General features: G+C 66.6%; 16 protein-coding genes. 8 read left to right on the top strand and 8 right to left on the bottom strand.

The features are described from left to right. The first annotated feature begins 7 nt into the window (after positions 1-7). The 5 genes from parE to JFY56_RS08875 all read left to right on the top strand — a co-directional run bounded on the left by parE (position 8) and on the right by JFY56_RS08875 (position 6,575). Entirely contained in the window at positions 8-1,906 is a 1,899-nt protein-coding gene (gene parE, locus JFY56_RS08895; protein ID WP_208313167.1) for a DNA topoisomerase IV subunit B, read from the top strand. Then, positions 1,906-2,913: an esterase-like activity of phytase family protein gene (locus tag JFY56_RS08890; RefSeq protein WP_208313166.1), complete on the top strand. Its 1,008-nt coding sequence runs from the start codon at positions 1,906-1,908 to the stop codon at positions 2,911-2,913. Before parE ends, JFY56_RS08890 begins: the two co-directional genes overlap by 1 nt. After that, the gene (locus tag JFY56_RS08885; RefSeq protein ID WP_208313164.1) at positions 2,910-3,434 is read left to right on the top strand and encodes a retropepsin-like aspartic protease family protein; all 525 of its coding nucleotides are present in this window, start codon (positions 2,910-2,912) and stop codon (positions 3,432-3,434) included. Before JFY56_RS08890 ends, JFY56_RS08885 begins: the two co-directional genes overlap by 4 nt. A gap of 7 nt (positions 3,435-3,441) precedes the next feature. Further along, on the top strand, positions 3,442-5,706 hold the full coding sequence (gene parC, locus JFY56_RS08880) for a DNA topoisomerase IV subunit A (protein WP_208313163.1): 2,265 nt from the start codon (positions 3,442-3,444) through the stop codon (positions 5,704-5,706). 149 nt (positions 5,707-5,855) lie between these two features. Then, the gene (locus JFY56_RS08875; RefSeq protein WP_208313162.1) at positions 5,856-6,575 is read left to right on the top strand and encodes a PqiC family protein; all 720 of its coding nucleotides are present in this window, start codon (positions 5,856-5,858) and stop codon (positions 6,573-6,575) included. Positions 6,576-6,624: 49 nt separating this feature from the next. Here the strand turns inward: JFY56_RS08875 and JFY56_RS08870 are convergent, their stop codons facing one another. Beyond that, positions 6,625-7,164, bottom strand: a complete 540-nt coding sequence (locus JFY56_RS08870) for a metal-dependent hydrolase (protein ID WP_208313161.1) — start codon at positions 7,162-7,164, stop codon at positions 6,625-6,627. Between the two features lie 37 nt (positions 7,165-7,201). Next, on the bottom strand, positions 7,202-8,719 hold the full coding sequence (locus JFY56_RS08865; RefSeq protein WP_208313160.1) for an AhpA/YtjB family protein: 1,518 nt from the start codon (positions 8,717-8,719) through the stop codon (positions 7,202-7,204). Between the two features lie 209 nt (positions 8,720-8,928). Between JFY56_RS08865 and serB the strand changes: the two genes are divergently transcribed. Beyond that, positions 8,929-10,152 (top strand): phosphoserine phosphatase SerB, encoded by a 1,224-nt coding sequence (serB, locus tag JFY56_RS08860; RefSeq protein WP_208313159.1) that lies wholly within the window; start codon positions 8,929-8,931, stop codon positions 10,150-10,152. 48 nt (positions 10,153-10,200) lie between these two features. Here the strand turns inward: serB and JFY56_RS08855 are convergent, their stop codons facing one another. The 5 genes from JFY56_RS08855 to rhdA all read right to left on the bottom strand — a co-directional run bounded on the left by JFY56_RS08855 (position 10,201) and on the right by rhdA (position 16,988). Beyond that, on the bottom strand, positions 10,201-12,270 hold the full coding sequence (locus JFY56_RS08855; protein WP_208313158.1) for an EAL domain-containing response regulator: 2,070 nt from the start codon (positions 12,268-12,270) through the stop codon (positions 10,201-10,203). A 63-nt stretch (positions 12,271-12,333) separates the two neighbouring features. Beyond that, the gene (locus tag JFY56_RS08850; protein ID WP_208313157.1) at positions 12,334-14,136 is read right to left on the bottom strand and encodes a molecular chaperone; all 1,803 of its coding nucleotides are present in this window, start codon (positions 14,134-14,136) and stop codon (positions 12,334-12,336) included. A gap of 117 nt (positions 14,137-14,253) precedes the next feature. Then, positions 14,254-15,231: an HPP family protein gene (locus tag JFY56_RS08845; protein ID WP_208313156.1), complete on the bottom strand. Its 978-nt coding sequence runs from the start codon at positions 15,229-15,231 to the stop codon at positions 14,254-14,256. A 71-nt stretch (positions 15,232-15,302) separates the two neighbouring features. Next, on the bottom strand, positions 15,303-16,169 hold the full coding sequence (gene asd / locus JFY56_RS08840; RefSeq protein WP_208313155.1) for an archaetidylserine decarboxylase: 867 nt from the start codon (positions 16,167-16,169) through the stop codon (positions 15,303-15,305). A 3-nt stretch (positions 16,170-16,172) separates the two neighbouring features. Continuing rightward, positions 16,173-16,988 carry a thiosulfate sulfurtransferase gene (gene rhdA / locus JFY56_RS08835; protein ID WP_208313154.1) on the bottom strand — a complete coding sequence of 272 codons (816 nt, stop codon included), beginning with the start codon at positions 16,986-16,988 and terminating at the stop codon, positions 16,173-16,175. 239 nt (positions 16,989-17,227) lie between these two features. On the opposite strand from rhdA, the gene motA reads away from it, so the two are divergent. Further along, entirely contained in the window at positions 17,228-18,079 is an 852-nt protein-coding gene (motA, locus tag JFY56_RS08830; protein ID WP_208313153.1) for a flagellar motor stator protein MotA, read from the top strand. Between the two features lie 3 nt (positions 18,080-18,082). After that, positions 18,083-19,114 (top strand): flagellar motor protein MotB, encoded by a 1,032-nt coding sequence (gene motB / locus JFY56_RS08825; protein WP_208313152.1) that lies wholly within the window; start codon positions 18,083-18,085, stop codon positions 19,112-19,114. 144 nt (positions 19,115-19,258) lie between these two features. Here the strand turns inward: motB and rsgA are convergent, their stop codons facing one another. Continuing rightward, positions 19,259-20,290 carry a small ribosomal subunit biogenesis GTPase RsgA gene (gene rsgA, locus JFY56_RS08820; RefSeq protein WP_208313151.1) on the bottom strand — a complete coding sequence of 344 codons (1,032 nt, stop codon included), beginning with the start codon at positions 20,288-20,290 and terminating at the stop codon, positions 19,259-19,261. Positions 20,291-20,367: the final 77 nt, after the last annotated feature.

The raw sequence follows: 20,367 nt of genomic DNA, 5'->3' as shown, positions 1-20,367 counted from the left end.
GAGACCTATGGCCCAGCAGAACGCCTATACCGCAGAAGCCATCGAAGTCCTTTCCGGCCTCGATCCGGTGCGCCGCCGCCCCGGCATGTACACCGACACCACGCGGCCGAACCACCTGGCCCAGGAAGTCATCGACAACAGCGTCGACGAGGCCCTGGCCGGGCACGCCAGGAGCATCCAGGTGATCCTGCATGCGGACAACTCGCTGGAAGTGATCGACGACGGCCGCGGCATGCCGGTGGACATCCACCCGGAAGAGGGCGTGCCGGGGGTCGAGCTGATCCTCACCAAGCTGCACGCAGGCGGCAAGTTCTCCAACAAGAACTACGAGTTCTCCGGCGGCCTGCACGGCGTCGGCATCTCGGTGGTGAACGCGCTGTCGACCAACGTCGAAGTGCGGGTGAAGCGCGACGGCAACGAATACCGCATGACCTTCGCCGACGGCTTCAAGTCCGGCGATCTGGAAATCGTCGGCACAGTGGGCAAGCGCAACACCGGAACCAGCGTGCATTTCTGGCCGGACGCCAAGTATTTCGACTCCGCCAAGTTCTCGGTCAGCCGCCTCAAGCATGTGCTGAAGGCCAAGGCCGTGCTGTGTCCGGGGCTGGAAGTCAGCTTCGACGACCGCAACACCGGCGAGCGCGTCGAGTGGCACTACGAGGACGGCCTGCGCTCCTATCTGATGGACGCCGTTTCCGAATGGCCGCGCCTGCCGGAAGAGCCCTTCTGCGGCACCTTCGCCGGCAGCAAGGAAGCGGTGGACTGGGCCCTGCTGTGGCTGCCGGAAGGCGGCGAGTCGCTGCAGGAAAGCTACGTCAACCTGATTCCCACTGCCCAGGGCGGCACCCACGTCAACGGCCTGCGCCAGGGCCTGCTCGATGCCATGCGCGAGTTCTGCGAGTTCCGCAACCTGCTGCCGCGCGGCGTGAAGCTGGCGCCGGAAGACGTCTGGGAGCGCATCGCCTTCGTCCTCTCGATGAAGATGCAGGAGGCGCAGTTCTCCGGGCAGACCAAGGAGCGCCTGTCCTCCCGCGAGGCGGCGGCGTTCGTCTCCGGCGTGGTCAAGGACGCCTTCAGCCTCTGGCTCAACGCCCATCCCGAGCTCGGCATGCAGCTCGCCGAACTGGCGATCAGCAACGCCGGGCGGCGTCTCAAGGCGGGCAAGAAGGTCGAGCGCAAGAAGATCACCCAGGGCCCGGCGCTGCCCGGCAAGCTGGCCGATTGCGCCGGCCAGGACCCGATGCGCGCCGAGCTGTTCCTGGTGGAGGGCGACTCCGCCGGCGGTTCGGCCAAGCAGGCGCGGGACAAGGAATTCCAGGCGATCATGCCGCTGCGCGGGAAGATCCTGAACACCTGGGAAGTCGACGGCGGCGAAGTGCTGGCTTCGCAGGAAGTGCACGATATCGCCGTGGCCATCGGCGTCGATCCGGGCGCGGCGGATCTCACCCAGCTGCGCTACGGCAAGATCTGCATCCTCGCCGACGCAGACTCCGACGGCCTGCACATCGCCACGCTGCTCTGCGCGCTGTTCGTCCGCCATTTCCGTCCACTGGTGGAAGCCGGCCACGTCTACGTGGCGATGCCGCCGCTGTACCGCATCGACCTCGGCAAGGAAGTCTTCTACGCCCTCGACGAGGCCGAACGCGACGGCATTCTCGAGCGCCTGCTCGCCGAGAAGCGCCGCGGCAAGCCGCAGGTCACCCGCTTCAAGGGCCTTGGCGAGATGAACCCGCCGCAGCTGCGCGAAACCACCATGGACCCGAACACCCGCCGGCTGGTCCAGCTCACCCTGGACAACGCCGAGGGCACCATGGAGATCATGGACATGCTGCTGGCGAAGAAGCGCGCCGGCGACCGCAAGTCCTGGCTGGAGACCAAGGGCAACCTGGCTGAGGTGCTGGCCTGATGCGTTGGCTGCTGGCCGCTGCCGCACTGTTCGCCGGCGTTGCCCTGGCCCAGACGCCCGCCGTACCGCCGGCAGTCTCGCTGCAACTGCTTTCCGAACACGCGGTGGAGGGCATGAACGGCGGCAACCTGTCCGGCCTTGCCTGGTGTGGCGACACGCTGTGGGCGGTTTCCGATCGCGACGATGACGTGGTCTATCGCCTGCAACCCGACGAAGCCGCCGGCAGCGTCTGGCAGGCGGAGGCCGATCGCTTCGTTTCGCCGCCGGTGCCGGACACCGGTTTGTCCTGGGGCTCCAAGGCGCGGGCGCGGGTCAGTGGCCTGCTGCGTGGCGGCGAAGAGGACTTCGAAGGGATTACCTGCGACAAGTTCGGCAATCGCTATCTGGTCAGCGAAGCCTATGCTGCGGTGCTCAAGTTGCCGTTCTCTGGCGATCCGGCCTGGCTGGAACTGCCGTCAAGCCTGCTGCGCCAGGCCCGGGCCAGCGGCATGCTGATGGACATGAACGCGCTCTACGAGGGAATCGCCATCGATCCCGAAGGCAAGCGCCTGTGGCTGGCGGCGGAACGCCAGCGCCGCGGTCTGCTGGCCGTGCATCGCGATGCCAGCACGTGGAAGTGCGGCGACAGCTGCGTCCTGCTCAGCGAGGGCGGCAATGTCGAGCCGCCGGCCGAGCTGGGCGACGACCAGCCCCGTTCGCCGGACTTCTCCGATCTCGTCTGGTATGGCGACAAGCTGTTCACCCTGGAGCGCCTGGAGCACCAGATCTGCCGCCGCAGCCTGGTCAACGGCGCCGCGGAGCGCTGCTGGTCGTTCACCGCCGAACTGCTGACGCCGGAGCGCCGCTACGACTCGCAGTACGGTGGCCTGGCTGAAGGCCTGGCGATCGACGACAAGGGCGCCTGGATCGGCCTCGACAATGGCGACCATGCCCGCGCCGATGGCGACTCGCGCCCGCGCGTGCTGCGCTTCGCCGCCCCGGCGGGCGGCTGGCTGGGTGGCAAATGAGCAATCAGCCACCGGGCAAGCGCCTCGGCCGGGTCATGCTGATCCTCGCCTGGGGCGCCGGCATCGTCCTGGCGACGCGCTACTTCGGCCAGTGGGAGGCGCAGCAGCACAATCCCAACATGCAGCCGCAGTCGCTGCATGGCGACGGCTACGTGGAAGTGCGCCTGCTCGGCAATCGCCAGGGCCACTATGTGCTCGACGGAAGCATCGACGGCCATCCGGTGACCTTCCTCCTCGACACCGGCGCCACCCAGGTGGCGGTGCCGCAGGAACTGGCCCGGCGCCTGGACCTGCCGCGCGGCGCGCCGGTCACCCTGAACACCGCCAATGGTCGAACCGAAGGCTGGCGCACCCGCCTCGGCAGCCTCGACCTCGGCGACATCCGCCTGCATGACGTGCCCGCCCTGGTGGCGCCCGGCATGGAAGGCGGCGAGGTGCTGCTCGGCATGAGCGCCCTCAAGCAACTCGAATTCTCCCAGCGCGACGGCACCCTGGTGCTGCGCCAGAACACTTCCCCGTGAGGCACGCATGAGCGACATCCTCGATCTCAGCCTGGAAGGCGTGGAACGCCGGTCCCTGGCCGACTTCACCGAACAGGCCTACCTCAACTACTCCATGTACGTGATCATGGATCGCGCCCTGCCGCATATCGGCGACGGCCTGAAGCCGGTGCAGCGGCGCATCGTCTATGCCATGAGCGAACTGGGGCTGGATGCCGATTCCAAGCACAAGAAGTCGGCGCGCACCGTCGGCGACGTGCTCGGCAAGTACCACCCGCACGGCGACTCGGCCTGCTACGAGGCCATGGTGCTGATGGCCCAGCCGTTCTCCTACCGCTATCCGCTGGTGGACGGCCAGGGTAACTGGGGCGCGCCGGACGATCCGAAGTCCTTCGCCGCCATGCGCTACACCGAAGCGCGCCTGTCGCGCTATGCGGAAACCCTGCTCTCCGAACTGGGCCAGGGCACCGCCGACTGGGTGCCGAACTTCGACGGCACCCTGGAAGAGCCGGCCGTGCTGCCGGCGCGCCTGCCCAACCTGCTGCTCAACGGCACCACCGGCATCGCCGTGGGCATGGCCACCGACGTGCCGCCGCACAACCTGCGCGAAGTCGCCGCCGCCTGTGTGCGCCTGCTCGACCAGCCGGATGCGACGGTCACCGACCTGATCGAGCACGTGCCCGGTCCGGACTTCCCTACCGAGGCGGAAATCATCACCCCGCGCGCCGACCTGCAGAAGATCTACGAGACCGGCCGCGGCTCGGTGCGCATGCGTGCGGTGTACCGCGTCGAGGATGGCGACATCGTCGTCACCGCTCTGCCGCACCAGGTATCGGGCGCCAAGGTGCTCGAACAGATCGCCGCGCAGATGCAGGCGAAGAAGCTGCCGATGGTCGCCGACCTGCGCGACGAGTCGGACCACGAGAACCCGACCCGTATCGTCATCATTCCGCGTTCCAACCGGGTGGACGTCGAAGAGCTGATGACCCACCTGTTCGCCACCACCGAGCTGGAAAGTTCCTACCGGGTCAACCTCAACGTCATCGGCCTGGACGGCAAGCCGCAGGTCAAGGACCTGCGCCAGTTGCTCAGCGAGTGGCTGACCTACCGCACCGACACCGTGCGCCGCCGCCTGCAGTTCCGCCTGGACAAGGTGGAGAAGCGCCTGCACCTGTTGGAAGGCCTGTTGATCGCCTTCCTCAACCTCGACGAGGTGATCCACATCATCCGTACCGAGGACCAGCCCAAGCCGGTGCTGATGGAGCGTTTCGCCCTGACTGACGTGCAGGCCGACTACATCCTCGACACCCGCCTGCGCCAACTGGCCCGCCTGGAAGAGATGAAGATCCGCGGCGAACAGGACGAGCTGGCCAAGGAGCGCGCCAAACTGCTGGCGATCCTCGGTTCCAACGCCAAGCTGCGCAAGCTGGTGCGCGACGAGCTGATTGCCGACGCGGAAACCTACGGCGACGACCGCCGCTCGCCGATCGTCGCCCGCGCCGAGGCCCGCGCGCTGTCGGAAACCGAACTGATGCCGACCGAGCCGGTCACCGTGGTGCTTTCGGAAAAAGGCTGGGTGCGTTGCGCCAAGGGCCACGAAATCGATGCCGCCGGGTTGTCCTACAAGGCCGGCGACACCTTCAAGGCCGCCGCGCCCGGGCGCTCCAACCAATACGCGGTGTTCATCGACTCCACGGGGCGCAGCTACTCGCTGGCGGCGCATAGCCTGCCGTCCGCCCGTGGCCAGGGCGAACCGCTGACCGGTCGTCTGACGCCACCGCCGGGGGCGAGCTTCGAGCGCGTGCTGCTGCCGGAAGACAGCGCGCTCTACGTGCTGGCTTCGGATGCCGGCTACGGCTTCGTCGTCAAGGGCGAGGACATGCAGGCCAAGAACAAGGCCGGCAAGGCGCTGCTCAGCCTGCCGAACGGCGCGCAGGTCATGCCGCCACGGCTGGTCAACGATATCGAGCAGGACTGGTTGGCGGCAGTGACCACCGAAGGCCGCCTGCTGCTGTTCAAGGTCTCCGACCTGCCGCAGCTGGCCAAGGGCAAGGGCAACAAGATCATCGGCGTACCTGGCGAGCGGGTCGCCAGCCGCGAGGAATACCTGACCGACCTGGCCGTATTGCCGGCCGGCGCCACCCTGGTATTGCAGGCGGGCAAGCGCACGCTGTCGCTGAAAGGCGCGGATCTGGAGCATTACATGGGCGAGCGCGGCCGCCGGGGCAACAAATTGCCACGCGGTTTCCAACGAGTGGACAGCTTGCTGGTAGACTCTGTGTCTCAAATCTGAAACTTGTCTGGATACACTCTTCGCTGGAGCTATGGCGTCGGTTAGGGGATGATAGCTCCCCGTTATCGGCGCCAGGGCGCGTTGCCGGTAATGTTTCGGAAATAGTTGTGGGTTGTGCCGAGATCTTCGGCGAATTACGGTGATACACGATGAGCGCGTTGCGCGTCCTCGCCTATCTTTCCCTGGTCAGCCTGCTCGGGCTGACCGGTTGCACAATGAATCGACCAACGCAGTTGTACCAGCTGGATGCCGGGGTTGCCTCGGTACCCAGTCAGGACAAGGGCGTAGCCGTGCTGCTTGGTCCGATTCATCTGGCCGACTATCTGCAGCGCGAGGCCATGGTCCAGCGTCAGGCGGATGGCATTCTCAACCTGTCCAGCGATGCGCGCTGGGCCGGCAGTCTGGAAACCAACGTCAGCCAGCAGCTGCTGCGCCTGCTGTCCAGTCAGCTGGATAGCACCCGCCTGGCGCTGTTCCCGGAGAAGCCCGGCTTCGCGCCGCAGGTGCAGGTGATGCTGACCATCAGCCGCCTGGATTCCGGCCCCAAGGAGCCGGCCGTGCTGGAGGCCCGTTGGCGCCTGCTCGACGATAAGGGCAAGCTGCGCGACAGCCGCCTGTTCCACGAGGAAGAGCAGCACCAGGGCAGCATGCAGGACCAGGTTCGCGCTCAGAGCGAACTGCTGCGTCGTCTGGCTGTGCAGTTGGCGCAGGATGTCCGTCCGGTCGCGGCAGCCCTGGAGCAGCCGCCGGCGACTCCGCCGCGCAAGCCGCCCACCGCGAGCAACAGCAAAGCCAAGCCCAAGGATGAGGGGCCGAAGATTCCGCTGGTGGTGCCGACGCGCACGGATGTCGAGGTGTTCCGCTTCTGAGCGGTTCATCGGGATGAATCGGAAAACGGGTGCCAACTGGCACCCGTTTTCATTTGTGTCGTGACTCCAGGCCGCGGCGAATGGCGATTCCTCCGGCAGCCAGCGTCAGGCTGGGCAGCCAGACCCAGCGCGCCTCGGAGAGCAGCACCTGCCAGCCGCGGTCGCTGAGGAAGCGCGACAGGCCGATTGGCGATACCTCGATGGGGTGCCAGGGCAGGAAATGCCGCCGCTCGCTCCACGGCCAGAACCAGGCCACGCCCAGGCCGCCGTTGGTCAGGGCATCCAGCGCGCTGTGCGAGGCCGTGGCGAGGAACAGCCAGAGCGCTGCCTTTACCGGGCCGCAACCCAGGGCCTTGTGGGAAATTGCGCCGATCAGCCCGATAATCGCGGCGAACAGCAACGAATGGCTGAATCCGCGATGGCCAAAGGCATCCGCGTAGGCAATGCCGAGCTTGAAGGCGACGACGTCCAGATCCGGCAGGCAGGCGGCGAGCATGCCGGCGATCAGCAGGCGCGGGGGAATGAACCGGCTGCCCAGCGCCAGGCCGGCGGCAAGCACCGGCATGGGATGGGTGATCAGCGTGGTCATCGCGTCCGGCTCGCCCGGCGGGGCTTGCGCCCCGGCCTCAGTGTGCGCGTAGCGCGCGCATGCGGGTCAGCTGGCGCTCGAGCATCGACGGGTAGGGGTCCTTCAGCCACTCCACGCAGGAAGCGTCGGCGGGGGAGGCGATGGCGCGGATGCGCGCGCGCTGGCGAACCAGTTCGTCGCTGGCGATGGCACGTTCCACCAGCAGCAGGTTGCGGCTGTGCTGGCTGAGCGCGAGGGCGTTCTGCACGGTCGGCGCGAGCAGCAGCTCGGCCTGGCTGAGTTCGGCCAGGTTGTCGCCCTGGCTCATGCCCAGTTGCAGTTGCAGGGTGATGCCGCTGTCGGCTATCTCGATCTGCAGGGCATGGCCCAGTGCGCGCATCAGCTCGCCACAGCAGAGTGCGTGGGTGAGGTATTCCTCGTCGGAGTCCCGGCTGTGGAAGAGAATCAGGCTGCCGCCATCCTTCAGGGTGTGCAGCGTGCCCTTGTACAGGCGGGCGGCCTGCTCCAGGCAGTCGCGGTAGCGTTCGAGCAGGTCCACCAGGCGGGTACGCGGCAGGCGGCGCAACTGCTCCTGGTTGCCGAGCTGGATCGCCAGCACGGCGCTGGGTTTGGGCTCTGCCGTTGCTGCCGGTTCGGCGTCCGCTTCCTCGTCGGGGGTTTCGTCGGCAGCCTCGGGTTCGGGCGTCTTCGCTGCGACCGGTGGTTGCGGCAGTTCGTCCTCGGAGAAGATGTTTTCGTCGAAGACTTCGTCCTGCTCGTCGATCGGCGGCAGCGGAGCGACTTCGCTGGCGCCTTCCGCGGCGGCCGGCTGCTTCGGCTTCTGTGCCGCCGGGGCGGGTGCCGGTTCGGGAGCCGGCGGTTTTTCCGGCACCAGGCGCGCCTGCAACTGGCGGGCAAGATCGCCGATCTCGTTCTGCAGGCTGGCGCCCGGGGCGGGGTCGTCCGGGTCGCGCAGCCACACCCGCAGCTGCAGCAGCGGAGTGGATATCTGCCGGCCGAGGCGCAGGCTGAGGCTGAGGGCGAGCAGCAGCAGGATCAGGCTCAGCAGCCCCATGCTCTGCAGGCTGATGGTCATGGGCTGCTCGAACTGCTGCATGTCGAGGCTGATGCGCAGGTGGCCGGCGATCACTTCCTGGAAGGTGATCGGCGTCGAATAGAGCCCTTCCGTCTCGCCGAGCAGGCTCTGCTTGGGCCGGCTGCCGGACTCCGCGAGGATGCGGTTGTCCACGCTGTAGATGGCCGCATGGGCGACCAGCCTGTTCTTGGTGAGATTGCTGAGCAGCACATTGAGGCTGAGGATGTCGTTCGACACCAGCAGCTCGGTGGCTGACGAGGCGGTCTGGGTCACCAGACTCTTGCCGAGTTCGTCGGCCTGCTGCTGCATGGCGTGCTTGAACTGCATGCCCATCACCCAGGCGTAGATCAGCATGGCCGCAGCCAGCAACAGCAGGCTGTGGATGGCGATGCGCAGGGCGATCGGCACCCGGCGCTGGCGCAGGGCGTGGAACAGCAAGAGGAAGAAATTGTCGGGCTTGACGGAGGTGGGCCGGGTCACAGCGGGCTCGGTCTGTGCTAGGGGAGTTGCCGGGCAGTATAACGACGGGCCCGGTAGGGGCAAAGCGCTGATCGGTCACCAGGCTGGTTGATTTCCGTGGGTTTACCGGCAGCCGATCGACGGTTCGCTGCTGGCGGAGGGGCGGAGAACGAACCGCACGCCGCGAAAGTCGGTAGAATGTGCGCTTTTTCCATGGCGGAGGCTGCGCCTTGCGCGAAATCGTCCTGATCAACATCACCGGGGAAGATCGCCCCGGCCTCACCGCGGCCATCACCGGCGTGCTGGCGCAAGGCGGGGTGAATATTCTCGACATCGGCCAGGCGGTGATCCACGACACCCTGTCGTTCGGCATCCTCGTCGAAATCCCGGATACCGAGCAGGCATCCTCGGTGCTCAAGGATGTGCTGTTCACGGCCTACAAGCTCGACCAGCAGGTACGCTTCACGCCGGTATCGGAAGAGGATTACCAGCAGTGGGTCGACGGCCAGGGCAAGCCCCGGCACATCGTTACCCTGCTGACCCGGCGGGTGACCGCCGAGCAGTTGCAGCGGGTCAGCTCGATCACCGCCAAATACGGCCTGAACATCGACCATATCGACCGCCTGTCCGGGCGCATGCCGCTGAACATGCCGGCTGACCAGGGCAAGGGCTGCATCGAGTTCTCCGTGCGTGGCGAGCCGGCCGACCCTGCGGCGCTGCGCGCGGAGTTCCTCAGCGTGGCCCAGGAGCTGAATGTCGATATCGCCTTCCAGCAGGACTCGCTGTTCCGCCGCAACCGCCGCCTGGCGGTGTTCGACATGGACTCGACGCTGATCGAGGCGGAAGTGATCGACGAGCTGGCCAAGGCCGCCGGGGTCGGCGAGAAAGTCGCCGAGATCACCGAGCGGGCGATGCGCGGCGAGCTGGACTTCCGCGCCAGCTTCAAGGAGCGCCTGGCCTTGCTGCAGGGGCTGTCGGAAGAGGTGCTGGAGGATATCGCCGCCTCGCTGCGCCTGACCGAGGGCGCCGAAGTGCTGTTCGCCGAGCTCAAGCGGCTGGGCTACAAGACCGCCATCCTCTCCGGCGGCTTCAGCTACTTCGCCAAGCGCCTGCAGGACAAGCTGGGGATCGACTATGTGTTCGCCAACGAGCTGCAGATCGTCGACGGCAAGCTGACCGGCGTGGCCATCGAACCGATCGTCGACGCCCAGCGCAAGGCCGACCTGCTGCGCGAGCTGGCGGCGAAGGAAGGCCTGCAACTGGAACAGACCATCGCCGTGGGCGACGGCGCCAACGACCTGCCGATGCTTGGTCTGGCCGGGCTCGGCGTGGCGTTCCGCGCCAAACCGCTGGTCAAGCAGTCGGCCAAGCAGGCGATTTCCACCCTGGGCCTGGATGGCGTCCTCTATCTGCTGGGCTTCCGTACCCGCGAAGGTGGGGATGGGATGGTCTGATCCGTCCAGCAAGAAAGAACCCGCCATCTGGCGGGTTTTTCTTTGGCTTCACTCTTCTGCGGCGAAGTCGTAGTCCATCGCCAGGCTCGGCCCCTGCAGGTACTGGCCCTGGATGTAGTTGGCGCCGGCCTGCCAGAGGGTCGCCAGGGCGCTGGCGCTCTCGACCATCGGCACGATGGTCAGCTTGGCCTGGGCGTGCAGGCTGGCGATCAGCGCCTTGAGGTTTTCCTGGTTTTCCGGCTTGCTCAGGTCATGCACATAGGAGCTGTCGATCTTCACGAAGTCGACGGTCATGTGCTTGAGCGTGTTGAACGGGTTGAGCGCGCAGCCGAACTGGCCGAGGGCGACCTGGCAATGCAGTTCGGCGAGTCCCTGGCTGAGCGCCTTGGCCTGCTTCAGGTAGGTGACGGCATCCGGTTCGCTGATCTGGACGATCAGCGAGTCGGCCGGCAGGCGCGCTGTCTTCAGGGCGGAGCTGAGCCAGGGCAGCAGTCCGGCATCCTGCAGGCTCGAACTGGTCAGGTGGACGAACAGCTTGGTGTCGTGGCCCTTGGCCCGGTGTTCGGCCAGCAGCCTGATCGAGCTGAGCAGCACCCAGCGGTCGATCCGTTCGGCCAGGCCGGCGGCCTTGGCTGCACTGAACACCTCGCAGGTCGGCAGTTCCTCGCCCTGCGGATTGAGCAGGCGCAGGAGCACTTCGTAATGTTCGTGGGTGTCGCCGCGCAGGCTGATGATCGGCTGGAACATCAGGCGGAAGCTGTTCTGCTCCAGGGCCTGCTGGATGATCGCGACGACGTCGCCGCGGCTGGCGGCGGCGGCCAGTTCATCGGCCGGGTCGAAGAGCTTCAGGTCGTTGCCGTTCTGCTGTGCGACGGTGTCCGCGCAGCGATGCGCGCGGCCGATGACCTGCTGGGCCTTCGAGGTCTTCTCGTCGAGGCCGGCGGCGCCGATGGACAGGGTGACCTGGGCGGAGCGGCCGTTGATGTCGAACAGGTAGGATTCGACCTTCTTCAACAGGCTGGCGAGCAGGTTGCCCGCCTGTTCCGGCGTCTGGTCGCTGAGCAGCGCGGCGAATACGTCATCGCCGAAGCGGGCGAGCTGGGTGCCGCGCGGGAAATGCGCACGCAGCAGGCTGGCGAGGTCGGCGAGCAGCAGGTCGATGCTGGCGATGCCAAGGTTCAGCTGCAGCGCCGGGGCGCGGTCCACCAGCATGTAGACGAACGTCGCCGGCTGGCCGGCAGTGATGGCACGCTCCACGGCGGCATCCATCAGGTCGAGGAAATGCGCACGGTTGAACAGGCCGGTGACCAGGTCCTGGCTGCTGACTTCGCGCAGTTTCTCTTCCAGCTGGCTGCTGTCGTTCTCCGCGCGGATCACCAGTTGGATGCACGGCTCGCCGTCGTAGGTTGCCGGCGAGCAGCTCATCCGGGCGTTGAACGAGCGGCTGTCGGCGCGGATGCCGCGGCACAGCAACTCCTCACCGCTCTCGCTGTTCTGGTAGCCCTTGAGGAATTCCTTGAAGGCGGCCTGGTCGCTGCTGGCGATCAGGTCGATCATCGGCATGCCTTCCAGCTCTTCCGCATCCTCGTAGCCGAACAGGCTGGCGTAGGCGCGGTTGGCATAGATATGCATGCCATCATGTACATAGGTGATGGCGTCCACCGAGCTGTCGAGCAGCATCTGGCAGCGCTTCTCGGTTTCCCGCAGGGCCACTTCGGCGGCGCGGCGGGCGCGGCGTTCCTCGAGGTTGCCGAACTCGCGGTTGGCTACCAGCACCAGTCGCTCGTCCTCGCCTTGCGGCACGGCGTCCTGGGCGCCGAGGGCCAGGGCTTCGGTGATGGCGTCCGGATCGTTCCCCTGCACCAACTGGATGAAGGGAATGTCGCGGGCCTGGCGGCGAATGCAGTGGAGCGCCTCGGTCGGAGTCATGGCGCGGCTTTCCGGCGCCGAGATCAGCAGGTCCCAGCCCTGCTGGAGGATCTCTTCGAGGTCGGCGCTGGACGTGATGCGGTGGACGCGGGTGGCGCGTCCGGAATTGCGGAACAGGCTGACCAGACGTTCGGCCTCGTTCTGCGAGTCTTCGAGGATCAGCAGACGGATGGTTTGCTTGATGGCCATTGGCGAGCTGCTTATACCGTATGGGACGGCAGCGAGGTGGCAAGAATGGGGCGTCAGCCGAATCTACAGCGACTTCCAGAGTGAGTCAAAATCTTCCGCCCCATGCTCCAGTTGGTCTCCCGAGGCTGTGACAGGCTTATCGCTGATGGTCCTGTTTTCCTGCGTGCGGTACTCGAACTGGCTGAAGCTGCCGGTGCTGGTCAGCTTGCGAGTCAGGCTCGCGCGGCGCTCCTCGCCATGCACGTTGATCTGCACGCGGTTGCCTTCCTGGAACGGCAGGCGCGGCGTGATCAGGGTCGCCGGGCGCGAGATCACGGCGATTTCCGGCAGCAGCAGGGCACGCAGGTACTGGCTGCTCTGTTCCGGCTTGCGCAATAGCTTCAGGCCGCAGGGCTGCGCCACGGGTGCGATCAGCTCGATGCCGACCTGGGTGCCGCCGGCGCGGACCTGGCGAATCCAGCGCACCACCGCGACGCTCCAGGAGTGGTCGGGGGTGTCCTGGATGCCGAGCAGTTCACCGGCCTGCAACTGGCTGGGAATGTCCTTGGTCCAGCTCAGGCAGTAGCCGCCCGGGCTGTGGTTGACGATGGGCAGGCTGTAGATCGGGAACTCTTCGGCCTCCCCCTCCGGTTGGGGAATCTTCCCCTCAGTCGGGGTGAACGGGGTGTATTCGATGACTTCCAGCGACACGCTCGATTGCCATTCGCTGGGTTTGCCCGAGTCGAAGGCTTCGCCCCAGACATCCTGAACCCCGGTCCTGAAGGTGGGGGCCTGGGAGTACTCCTGCATCCGCAGCACGTCGGCAAAGGACTGCCGGCCGGCCAGGTAGTAATGCAGGGCGCTCATGCCGATGCAGATGGTCAGCTGGCCATGGCCCGGCGTGCGCTGGAAGCTGCGCTCGGCGATATCGCCCCAGGCGGCGGCCAGGTGCTGCAGGAGATCGATGGAGGTGCCGGTGCCGACCTTCAGCGACAGCTTGGCGCGATCCTCCGGCGTTTCCTCGATGTATTCCTTGAGTGCGTTCACCAGCATCTGCGGGTTGATGCCGATGCTGGTGCCGATGTCGCTGTCCTTGAACAGCGTGCGATAGCGCGGCGGGCCGTCCACCTGGGTGGCGACGATGAACAGCGACGAAGGGAACTCGGCGTCCTGCAGGCGGGCCAGTTCGCTCCACGACTCGAGCATCTCCGCCAGGCTGGCGATGCTGCCCTGGCGCATCTGGTTGCAGCGCGCGCTGCCCAGCAGCAGGGTGATCAGGTAGGACTGCTCGATGGTGAGCTCGCGGACCTGCTTGGCCAGGTTGTCGCGTACCGGCGTCTGCTGCACGCCGAACTCCCGGGCCACCAGATAGAGCTGGTGCAGCTCCAGCCACAGGCCTTCGGGAACCGGGCAGTACAACTGCGCGGAGCGGACCAGCGCGGCGCTGAGGCTGCGGATCGCCCGTTGCAGGGCGAGGGTGAGCGTCGGTGCGCGTTCGCGTTTGAAGTTGGAGGCACGGCGCACGACGACCAGCTTGTAGCCGATCGCCAGATGGTTCTGCAGCGCCTGGCAGAGGCTGGCGACCTTGCGCGGGCGCTCGTCGAGGACGATCGATTGCTGGAGGAAATAGCGCTCCAGGTGATGGCAGACCGAGTGGACTTCCGGGCGCAGCAGTTCGAGCAGCTGCAGACGCGCATCGGTCGGCAGCTTCATCCGGTTCAGCTCGATCAGGCCCTGGTAGAGCAGGCGTGCGGTTTCCCCGAGGTTGGCCTTGGGCAGGTGGTCCAGCCAATACTTCAGCTCGCGCGGCGTCGCGTTGCAGAAGCTCAGGCTTTCATGCGTGGGCGTTGGAACACGCAGAAGCTGATGAGGACTCGGGTTGTCCATGATTACTCCAAGATCTTGGCCGCTTGGCTGCAATTCCCCAGCACATCTGGCCTTTGTGAAACTCTAGCAAGATCCATGACAGCCCGCAGCCGTGAATGACTGGGCGTGTGATTTGACTCAATCCGTCGAGTCAAGTTGCTGCAATTGCCGGTTGAGCGCCTCGCGTGCCGAGGTCTCGGGGCTGACGCGAATCCAGCCGTCACCCTGGCGGATCACCGCATGCGCGGCCCAGTCCAGCAGGTCCTGGCGCCGGCATGCGCCGGTGTTGCCCTTGCCGGCGCCGGCCACCACCTTGTAGATCAACTGGTCCTGGCGCCCGCGCTTGCCCGGATTGTCGTCGATCACCTGGCGCACTGCCCAGCCGTCGCCGCTGAGAGCGTTGCTGTAGCAGGCGCCGAGCAGGATGTCGTCGAGCCCGAGGCGATGGGCCTGGGCATGCTGCTGGGCCAGCTGGAGAATCTTCAGCAGGTCATCGAATTGTACGTCGATGAACGAGTCCATCTGCCGCAATGCGTGGTAGAAATCTTCCGGCGCCGGTCCGGCCGGCAGCTTCGGCGATGCCGGCAGCTTCGCCAGCGGTGCGGGGTAGCGGCGCCAGGGAAACAGGCCGTTGAACAGCACGGCGACCAGCAGGATCAGCACCACGTTCAGCAGCACCGGGCTGATCACGTAGTCGAAGCCCAGGGCGCCGATCGCCGGCCCGCCGGATACCGCCGCCAGTGCGGTGGCGCCGCCGGGCGGATGAATGCAGCGGGCGTAGTGCATCACCAGGATCGCGCCGCCGACCGCCAGTGCGGGGGTGAACGGCTGGTCCGGCCAGAGCTTCTGGCAGATCACCCCGACCACGGCGGAAAGCACCTGTCCACCGAACACCGCCCACGGCTGCGACAGCGCGCCATGCGGAACGGCGAACAGCAGCACGGCGCTGGCGCCCATCGAGGCCACGACCCAGAGCGCCGCTTCGCTCGGCAGAACCCAGTGGGTGACTGCATAGATGGCAGCGATGCCGCACAGGGCGCCGAGGGCGGAAAGCCATTTTTCCAGATGGCTGGTGGCGTTGGCGCGCCAGCCCAGCAGATGCAGGACGCGATTCATACGGATGACGGCAGGCAAGACTATGGGCAATGGCGGACAGCTCATTGGCCGTCCGCCTTATGGTTGGGGCATCAGCCCCGGGCGTTGGCGATTGCCTGGCCCATGCGTACGGGGGAGCCGGCGCCCAGCTGTTCCGCCCAGCGCACCTGTTCCGGTCCGAACAGTACGATGGCGGTGGAGCCGAGCTTGAAGCGGCCGAGTTCCGCGCCTTTTTCCAGGTGGATCGGCGCACGCGCGGCTTCGTCGTAACGGAAGGTCTTCAGCTGGCGCTTCGGCGGGGTGACCAGGCCGGCCCAGACGGTCTCGATGGAGGCCACGATCATCGCGCCAACCAGCACCACGGCCATCGGCCCGCGCTCGGTATCGAACAGGCAGACCACCCGTTCGTTGCGGGCGAACAGTTCCGGCACCTGCTCGGCGGTCAACTGGTTCACCGAGAACAGCCGGCCCGGCACGTAGACCATCTCGCGCAGGGTGCCGGCCAGCGGCATGTGCACGCGGTGGTAGTCCTTCGGCGACAGGTAGACGGTGGCGAACTCGCCGCCCATGAACGGTGCGGCGAGCTCGGCATCGCCGCCGAGCAGTTCGGTCAGGCTGAAGCTGTGGCCCTTGGCCTGGAAGATGCGGCCGTGCTCGATCGGGCCGAGCTGGCTGATGGCGCCGTCGGCCGGGCAGAGGATGCTGTCCGCTGCGTCATCCAGCGGGCGGGCACCGTCTTTCAGCGCGCGGGTGAAGAAGGCGTTGAAGTGTTCGTAGGCGTCCAGCTCCTCGACCCGCGCTTCGCGCATGTCGACCTGGTAGCGGCGGGCGAACCAGGCGATCAGGCGGTTCTTGAACCACGGGGCGCGGCACTCCGCGGCGCAGCCGATCAGGCGCGACAGCAGGTGATGCGGCAGCAGGTACTGGGAGAGGATGAACAGGCGGTCTTTGAACGGCATTCCTTAAACCTCTACAGGAGTGTCGGGGTGGTTGCCCCATTCCGACCAGGAGCCGGCGTAGCCCTTGACGCGGGGATAGCCGAGGGCCTTGGCCACCAGGTAGGTGAAGCCGGAGCGGTGATGGGTCTGGCAGTGGGTGATCACTTCCTTGTCCGGGGTGATGCCGAGCTGGCGGAGGATTTCCGCCATGTCGCTGCGGATGCGCAGGGCGCGGGCCGGGTCCATGCCGGCGGTCCATTCGAAATTGATTGCGCCGGGCACATGGCCGCCCTTTGCCGCGAGGACTTTCTCGCCACGGTATTCGGCCGGGCTGCGGGCGTCCCACACCGCCAGGTCGGCGGCGCCGAGGCGGCCCTGCAGGTATTCGCGGCTGGCGGTGGGCTCGTCGTACAGGGTCAGCGGCAGCGGGCCGCCGACCGCAGCAGGAACCTCCTGGCTCCGCTCGCGCCCTTCGGCGACCCAGGCATGCAGGCCGCCGTCGAGGTAGTGGTAACGGCCGTGGCCGATCACGTCGAGCAGCCAGATGAAGCGTCCGGCCCAGCCGCCGCCTTCGTCGTCGTAGACCACGTAGACCGCGTCGGGGTTGTGTCCGAGCTCGCCGAACAGCGCTTCCAGGTCGGCCTTCGCCGGCAGCAGGCCGGGAGCGGGCGGCTGGCCCAGCTGGGTGCGCTTGGGATCGACGAAGCGGGCACCGGGGATATGCCCTTCGGCGTAGCGGGCGGCGCTGGTCAGGTCGACCAGGATCAGTTCGGCGGCGTCGAGGCGCGCGGCCAGGTCGGCCGGCTCGATCACCAGGGGCAGCGCGGAGAAGGCGGACATGTCGGAGTCTCCCTGAGCGGCCGGGCGGCCTGCGGCTGCGGGCCCGGTCCATCGATTTCGAAAACCCGGCAGTTTAACGGAAACCGACGTTCGTCGTGCCATTTATCGGGCTGGAGCCGGCGCGCCATGCATTGTGCAAGGCGGTGCAGGTTTTTGCCCGGTCGGCCCTATAGTCCTGCGCGCCCTGGCCGATAACCCGGACGAGTCCCTCCACCCTCAACTCTCGCAGTCCGGTTTCTATGGCAAAAATCATCGGCATCATCGTGGTCCTGGGGAGCATCCTCGGCGGTTACACGCTCTCCGGCGGCAAGATCGCGGCCATCATCCAGCCGTTCGAGCTGCTGATCATCGGCGGCGCGGCGCTCGGCGCGTTCCTCCAGGCCAACCCCGGCAGCACCTTCCGTACGGTGCTGAAGAAGGCGCCGAAGATGTTCAGCAACCGCTTCACCCATACCTTCTACCTGGAAGTGCTGGGCATGCTCTACGAGGTGCTGAACAAGAGCCGCCGCGAGGGCATGATGGCGATCGAGGCGGATGTCGAAGACCCGCCGGCCAGCCCGATCTTCAGCAAGTACCCGGCGATCCTCAAGGACGAGCGGATGACCGCCTACGTCTGCGATTACCTGCGCATCATGTCCTCCGGCAACATGGCGCCCCATGAGCTGGACAACCTGTTCGACATGGAGCTGGGCAGCATCAAGGAAGACCTGGCCCATGTCGGCCACGCCGTCACCCGCGTGGCCGACGCGCTGCCCGGCTTCGGCATCGTCGCCGCGGTGCTCGGCATCGTCACCACCATGGCGCTGCTGGGCAGCGGCACCCAGGCGGAAATCGGCCATCATGTGGCGGCCGCGCTGGTCGGCACCTTCCTCGGCATTCTCGCCGCCTATGGCTTCGTCGGTCCGCTGGCGAATGCCCTGGAGCACGATGCCAAGGAGGAGCTGAACCTCTACGAAGCGATCAAGGCCTGCCTGGTCGCCTCGGCTTCGGGGATGCCGCCGTCGCTGGCCGTGGAGTTCGGCCGCAAGGTGCTGCTGCCGGCCCACCGTCCCAGCTTCAGCGAGCTGGAACAGGCCGTGCGCGGGCGCTAAGCGATGGATGCGCAACCGATCATCGTCAAGCGCATCAAGCGCTACGAAGCTGGCCACCACGGCGGCTCCTGGAAGATCGCCTTCGCCGACTTCGCCACGGCGATGATGGCGTTCTTCCTGGTGCTCTGGCTGCTGTCCTCGGCGACGCCGGAGCAGCGCCGGGTCATTTCCGGCTACTTCCAGGACCCCATCGGCTTCACCGAAAGCGCCAGTCCCTACGTGATCGACCTCGGCGGCACGCCGACGCCGGCGCCGGACAAGACCCTGAACCCGCAGGTCCAGGCGCAGCCGGACACCAGCGAGACACGCATCAGCCCGAAGCCGGACATGCGCATCAGCTCCGACCAGGCTGAAGGGCTGGCCGAGCAGGTCGAGCGCGAGCGCCTGGAGCTGCTGCTGCAGGAGCTGCAGAACAAGGTCGACGAGAACCCGACGCTGAAGCGCTTCAAGGAGCAGATCCTGTTCGAGATCACCCAGGACGGCCTGCGCATCCAGATCGTCGACGCCGAGAACCGGCCGATGTTCGACCTCGGCAGCGCGCATCTGCAGCCGTACTTCGAGGACATCCTGCTGGCCCTGGCGGACACCATCAAACAGGTGCCGAACAAGATCAGCATCAGCGGCCATACCGACGCCAAGCCGTATGCCGGCGGTGGCGATTTCGGCAACTGGGAGCTTTCCGCCAACCGCGCCAACGCCGCGCGCCGCGCGCTGGTGGCCGGCGGCTATCCGGAAGGGCAGATCGCCCGGGTGGTCGGCTACGCCTCGTCGGTGCTGTTCGACGCCAGGGACCCGCTGAACCCGGTGAACCGCCGCATCGACATCATCGTCCTGACCCGGAAGGCGCAGCATCGCATCGAAGGGCAGGATGGCGGCGGCGAAGCCAAACCGGCGGAAAGGCCGGTTGCCCCGGCGCAAGGCCAGCAGCCGCCGAAGACCGAAGGAGAACCGCTATCGGCGGAGCAGTTGCGCGAGAAGCTCAACCTGTTCGATGACGGTGGCACGCTGAAGCTGGATGAGTTGCGGAGACCGTGACGCTGGCGCAGGACCTTGTAGGAGCCAGCTTGCTGGCGATCCGCGGTTTCATGCGGCTACGGCATTGTCGGTGAACACCGATGATCGCCAGCAAGCTGGCTCCTACAAAAAGCGACGCGGTCAGGCCTTGCCGTCGCATGTTCCTCAATAATCGTCTTCCGGCAGGCTGGCGATGATGTGCCGGTAGCTGGCCATCCGCTGCGGCTGCACGCGGCCTTCTTCCAGCGCCTTGAGTAGCGCGCAGCCCGGTTCGCGGTCGTGCTTGCAGTCGCGGAAGCGGCAGTGCCCGAGCAGGTCGTGGAACTCGATGAAGCCGGCCTCGACATCGTCGCGGCTGACATGGCCGAGACCGAATTCGCGGATGCCGGGCGAGTCGATCAGGTCGCCGCCGGCCGGGAAGTGGAACAGCCGCGCCGTGGTGGTGGTGTGGGTGCCCTTGCCGGTGACTTCGGAAAGCTCGCCGACGCGGGTATCCACCCCCGGCAGCAGCGCGTTGACCAGCGACGACTTGCCCACCCCCGACTGCCCAACGAACACGCTGACATGCTCGTTCAGCGCGGCGCGCAGGGCGTCCATCGCCAGTCCGTTGAAGGCCGAAACCTCCAGCAGTGGATAGCCCAGTTCGCGGTAGGTGCCGAGCAGGGTGTCGATGCTTTCGACGTTCGAGTCATCGATCAGGTCGGCCTTGTTCAGCAGCAGCAGCGGCTTGATACCGGCGTGCTCGGCCGCCACCAGGTAGCGGTCGATCAGGTTGGCGTGGGGCTCCGGGCGCGGCGAGAAGACGATGACGATGCGGTCGACGTTGGCCGCCACCGGCTTGAGCACGCCGCGCATGTCCGGCCGGCATAGCTCGGAGGTGCGCGGCAGTTGCGCGACGATCACGCCGATGCCCTGGTTGCCCGGGCGCCACACCACCTGGTCGCCGGTCACCAGCGGCGGCAGGTTGGCGCGCAGGTGGCAGCGGAATACCTGGCCGGCGCTTTCGCCCTCCAGAGCCTCGACCTCGACCTGTACGCCGAAGTGGGCGATCACCTGTCCGTGCTGCTCGGGGCCGAGGTCGCCACCTTCCAGTTCCTCCAGGGCGCGCGATTCGCGCTTGGCCGCGCGGGCGGCGCGTTCTTCCTGGACTTTTTCGATGCGCCAGCTTTGCCGGCGGGTAAGGTGACGCTTGGCCATATCCGATCCATAGGGAAAATCGCCGGCGAGTTTAGCATGCGTCCGCGCGCTTCCCGCTAAACTACCGGGCTGTAGCC

This window comes from Pseudomonas schmalbachii (assembly GCF_017589465.1).
Classification (GTDB): Bacteria; Pseudomonadota; Gammaproteobacteria; order Pseudomonadales; family Pseudomonadaceae; genus Pseudomonas; species Pseudomonas schmalbachii.
The sequence above is the reverse complement of the archived record's forward strand: the minus strand, read 5'-3'. Positions and strand labels throughout refer to the sequence as shown.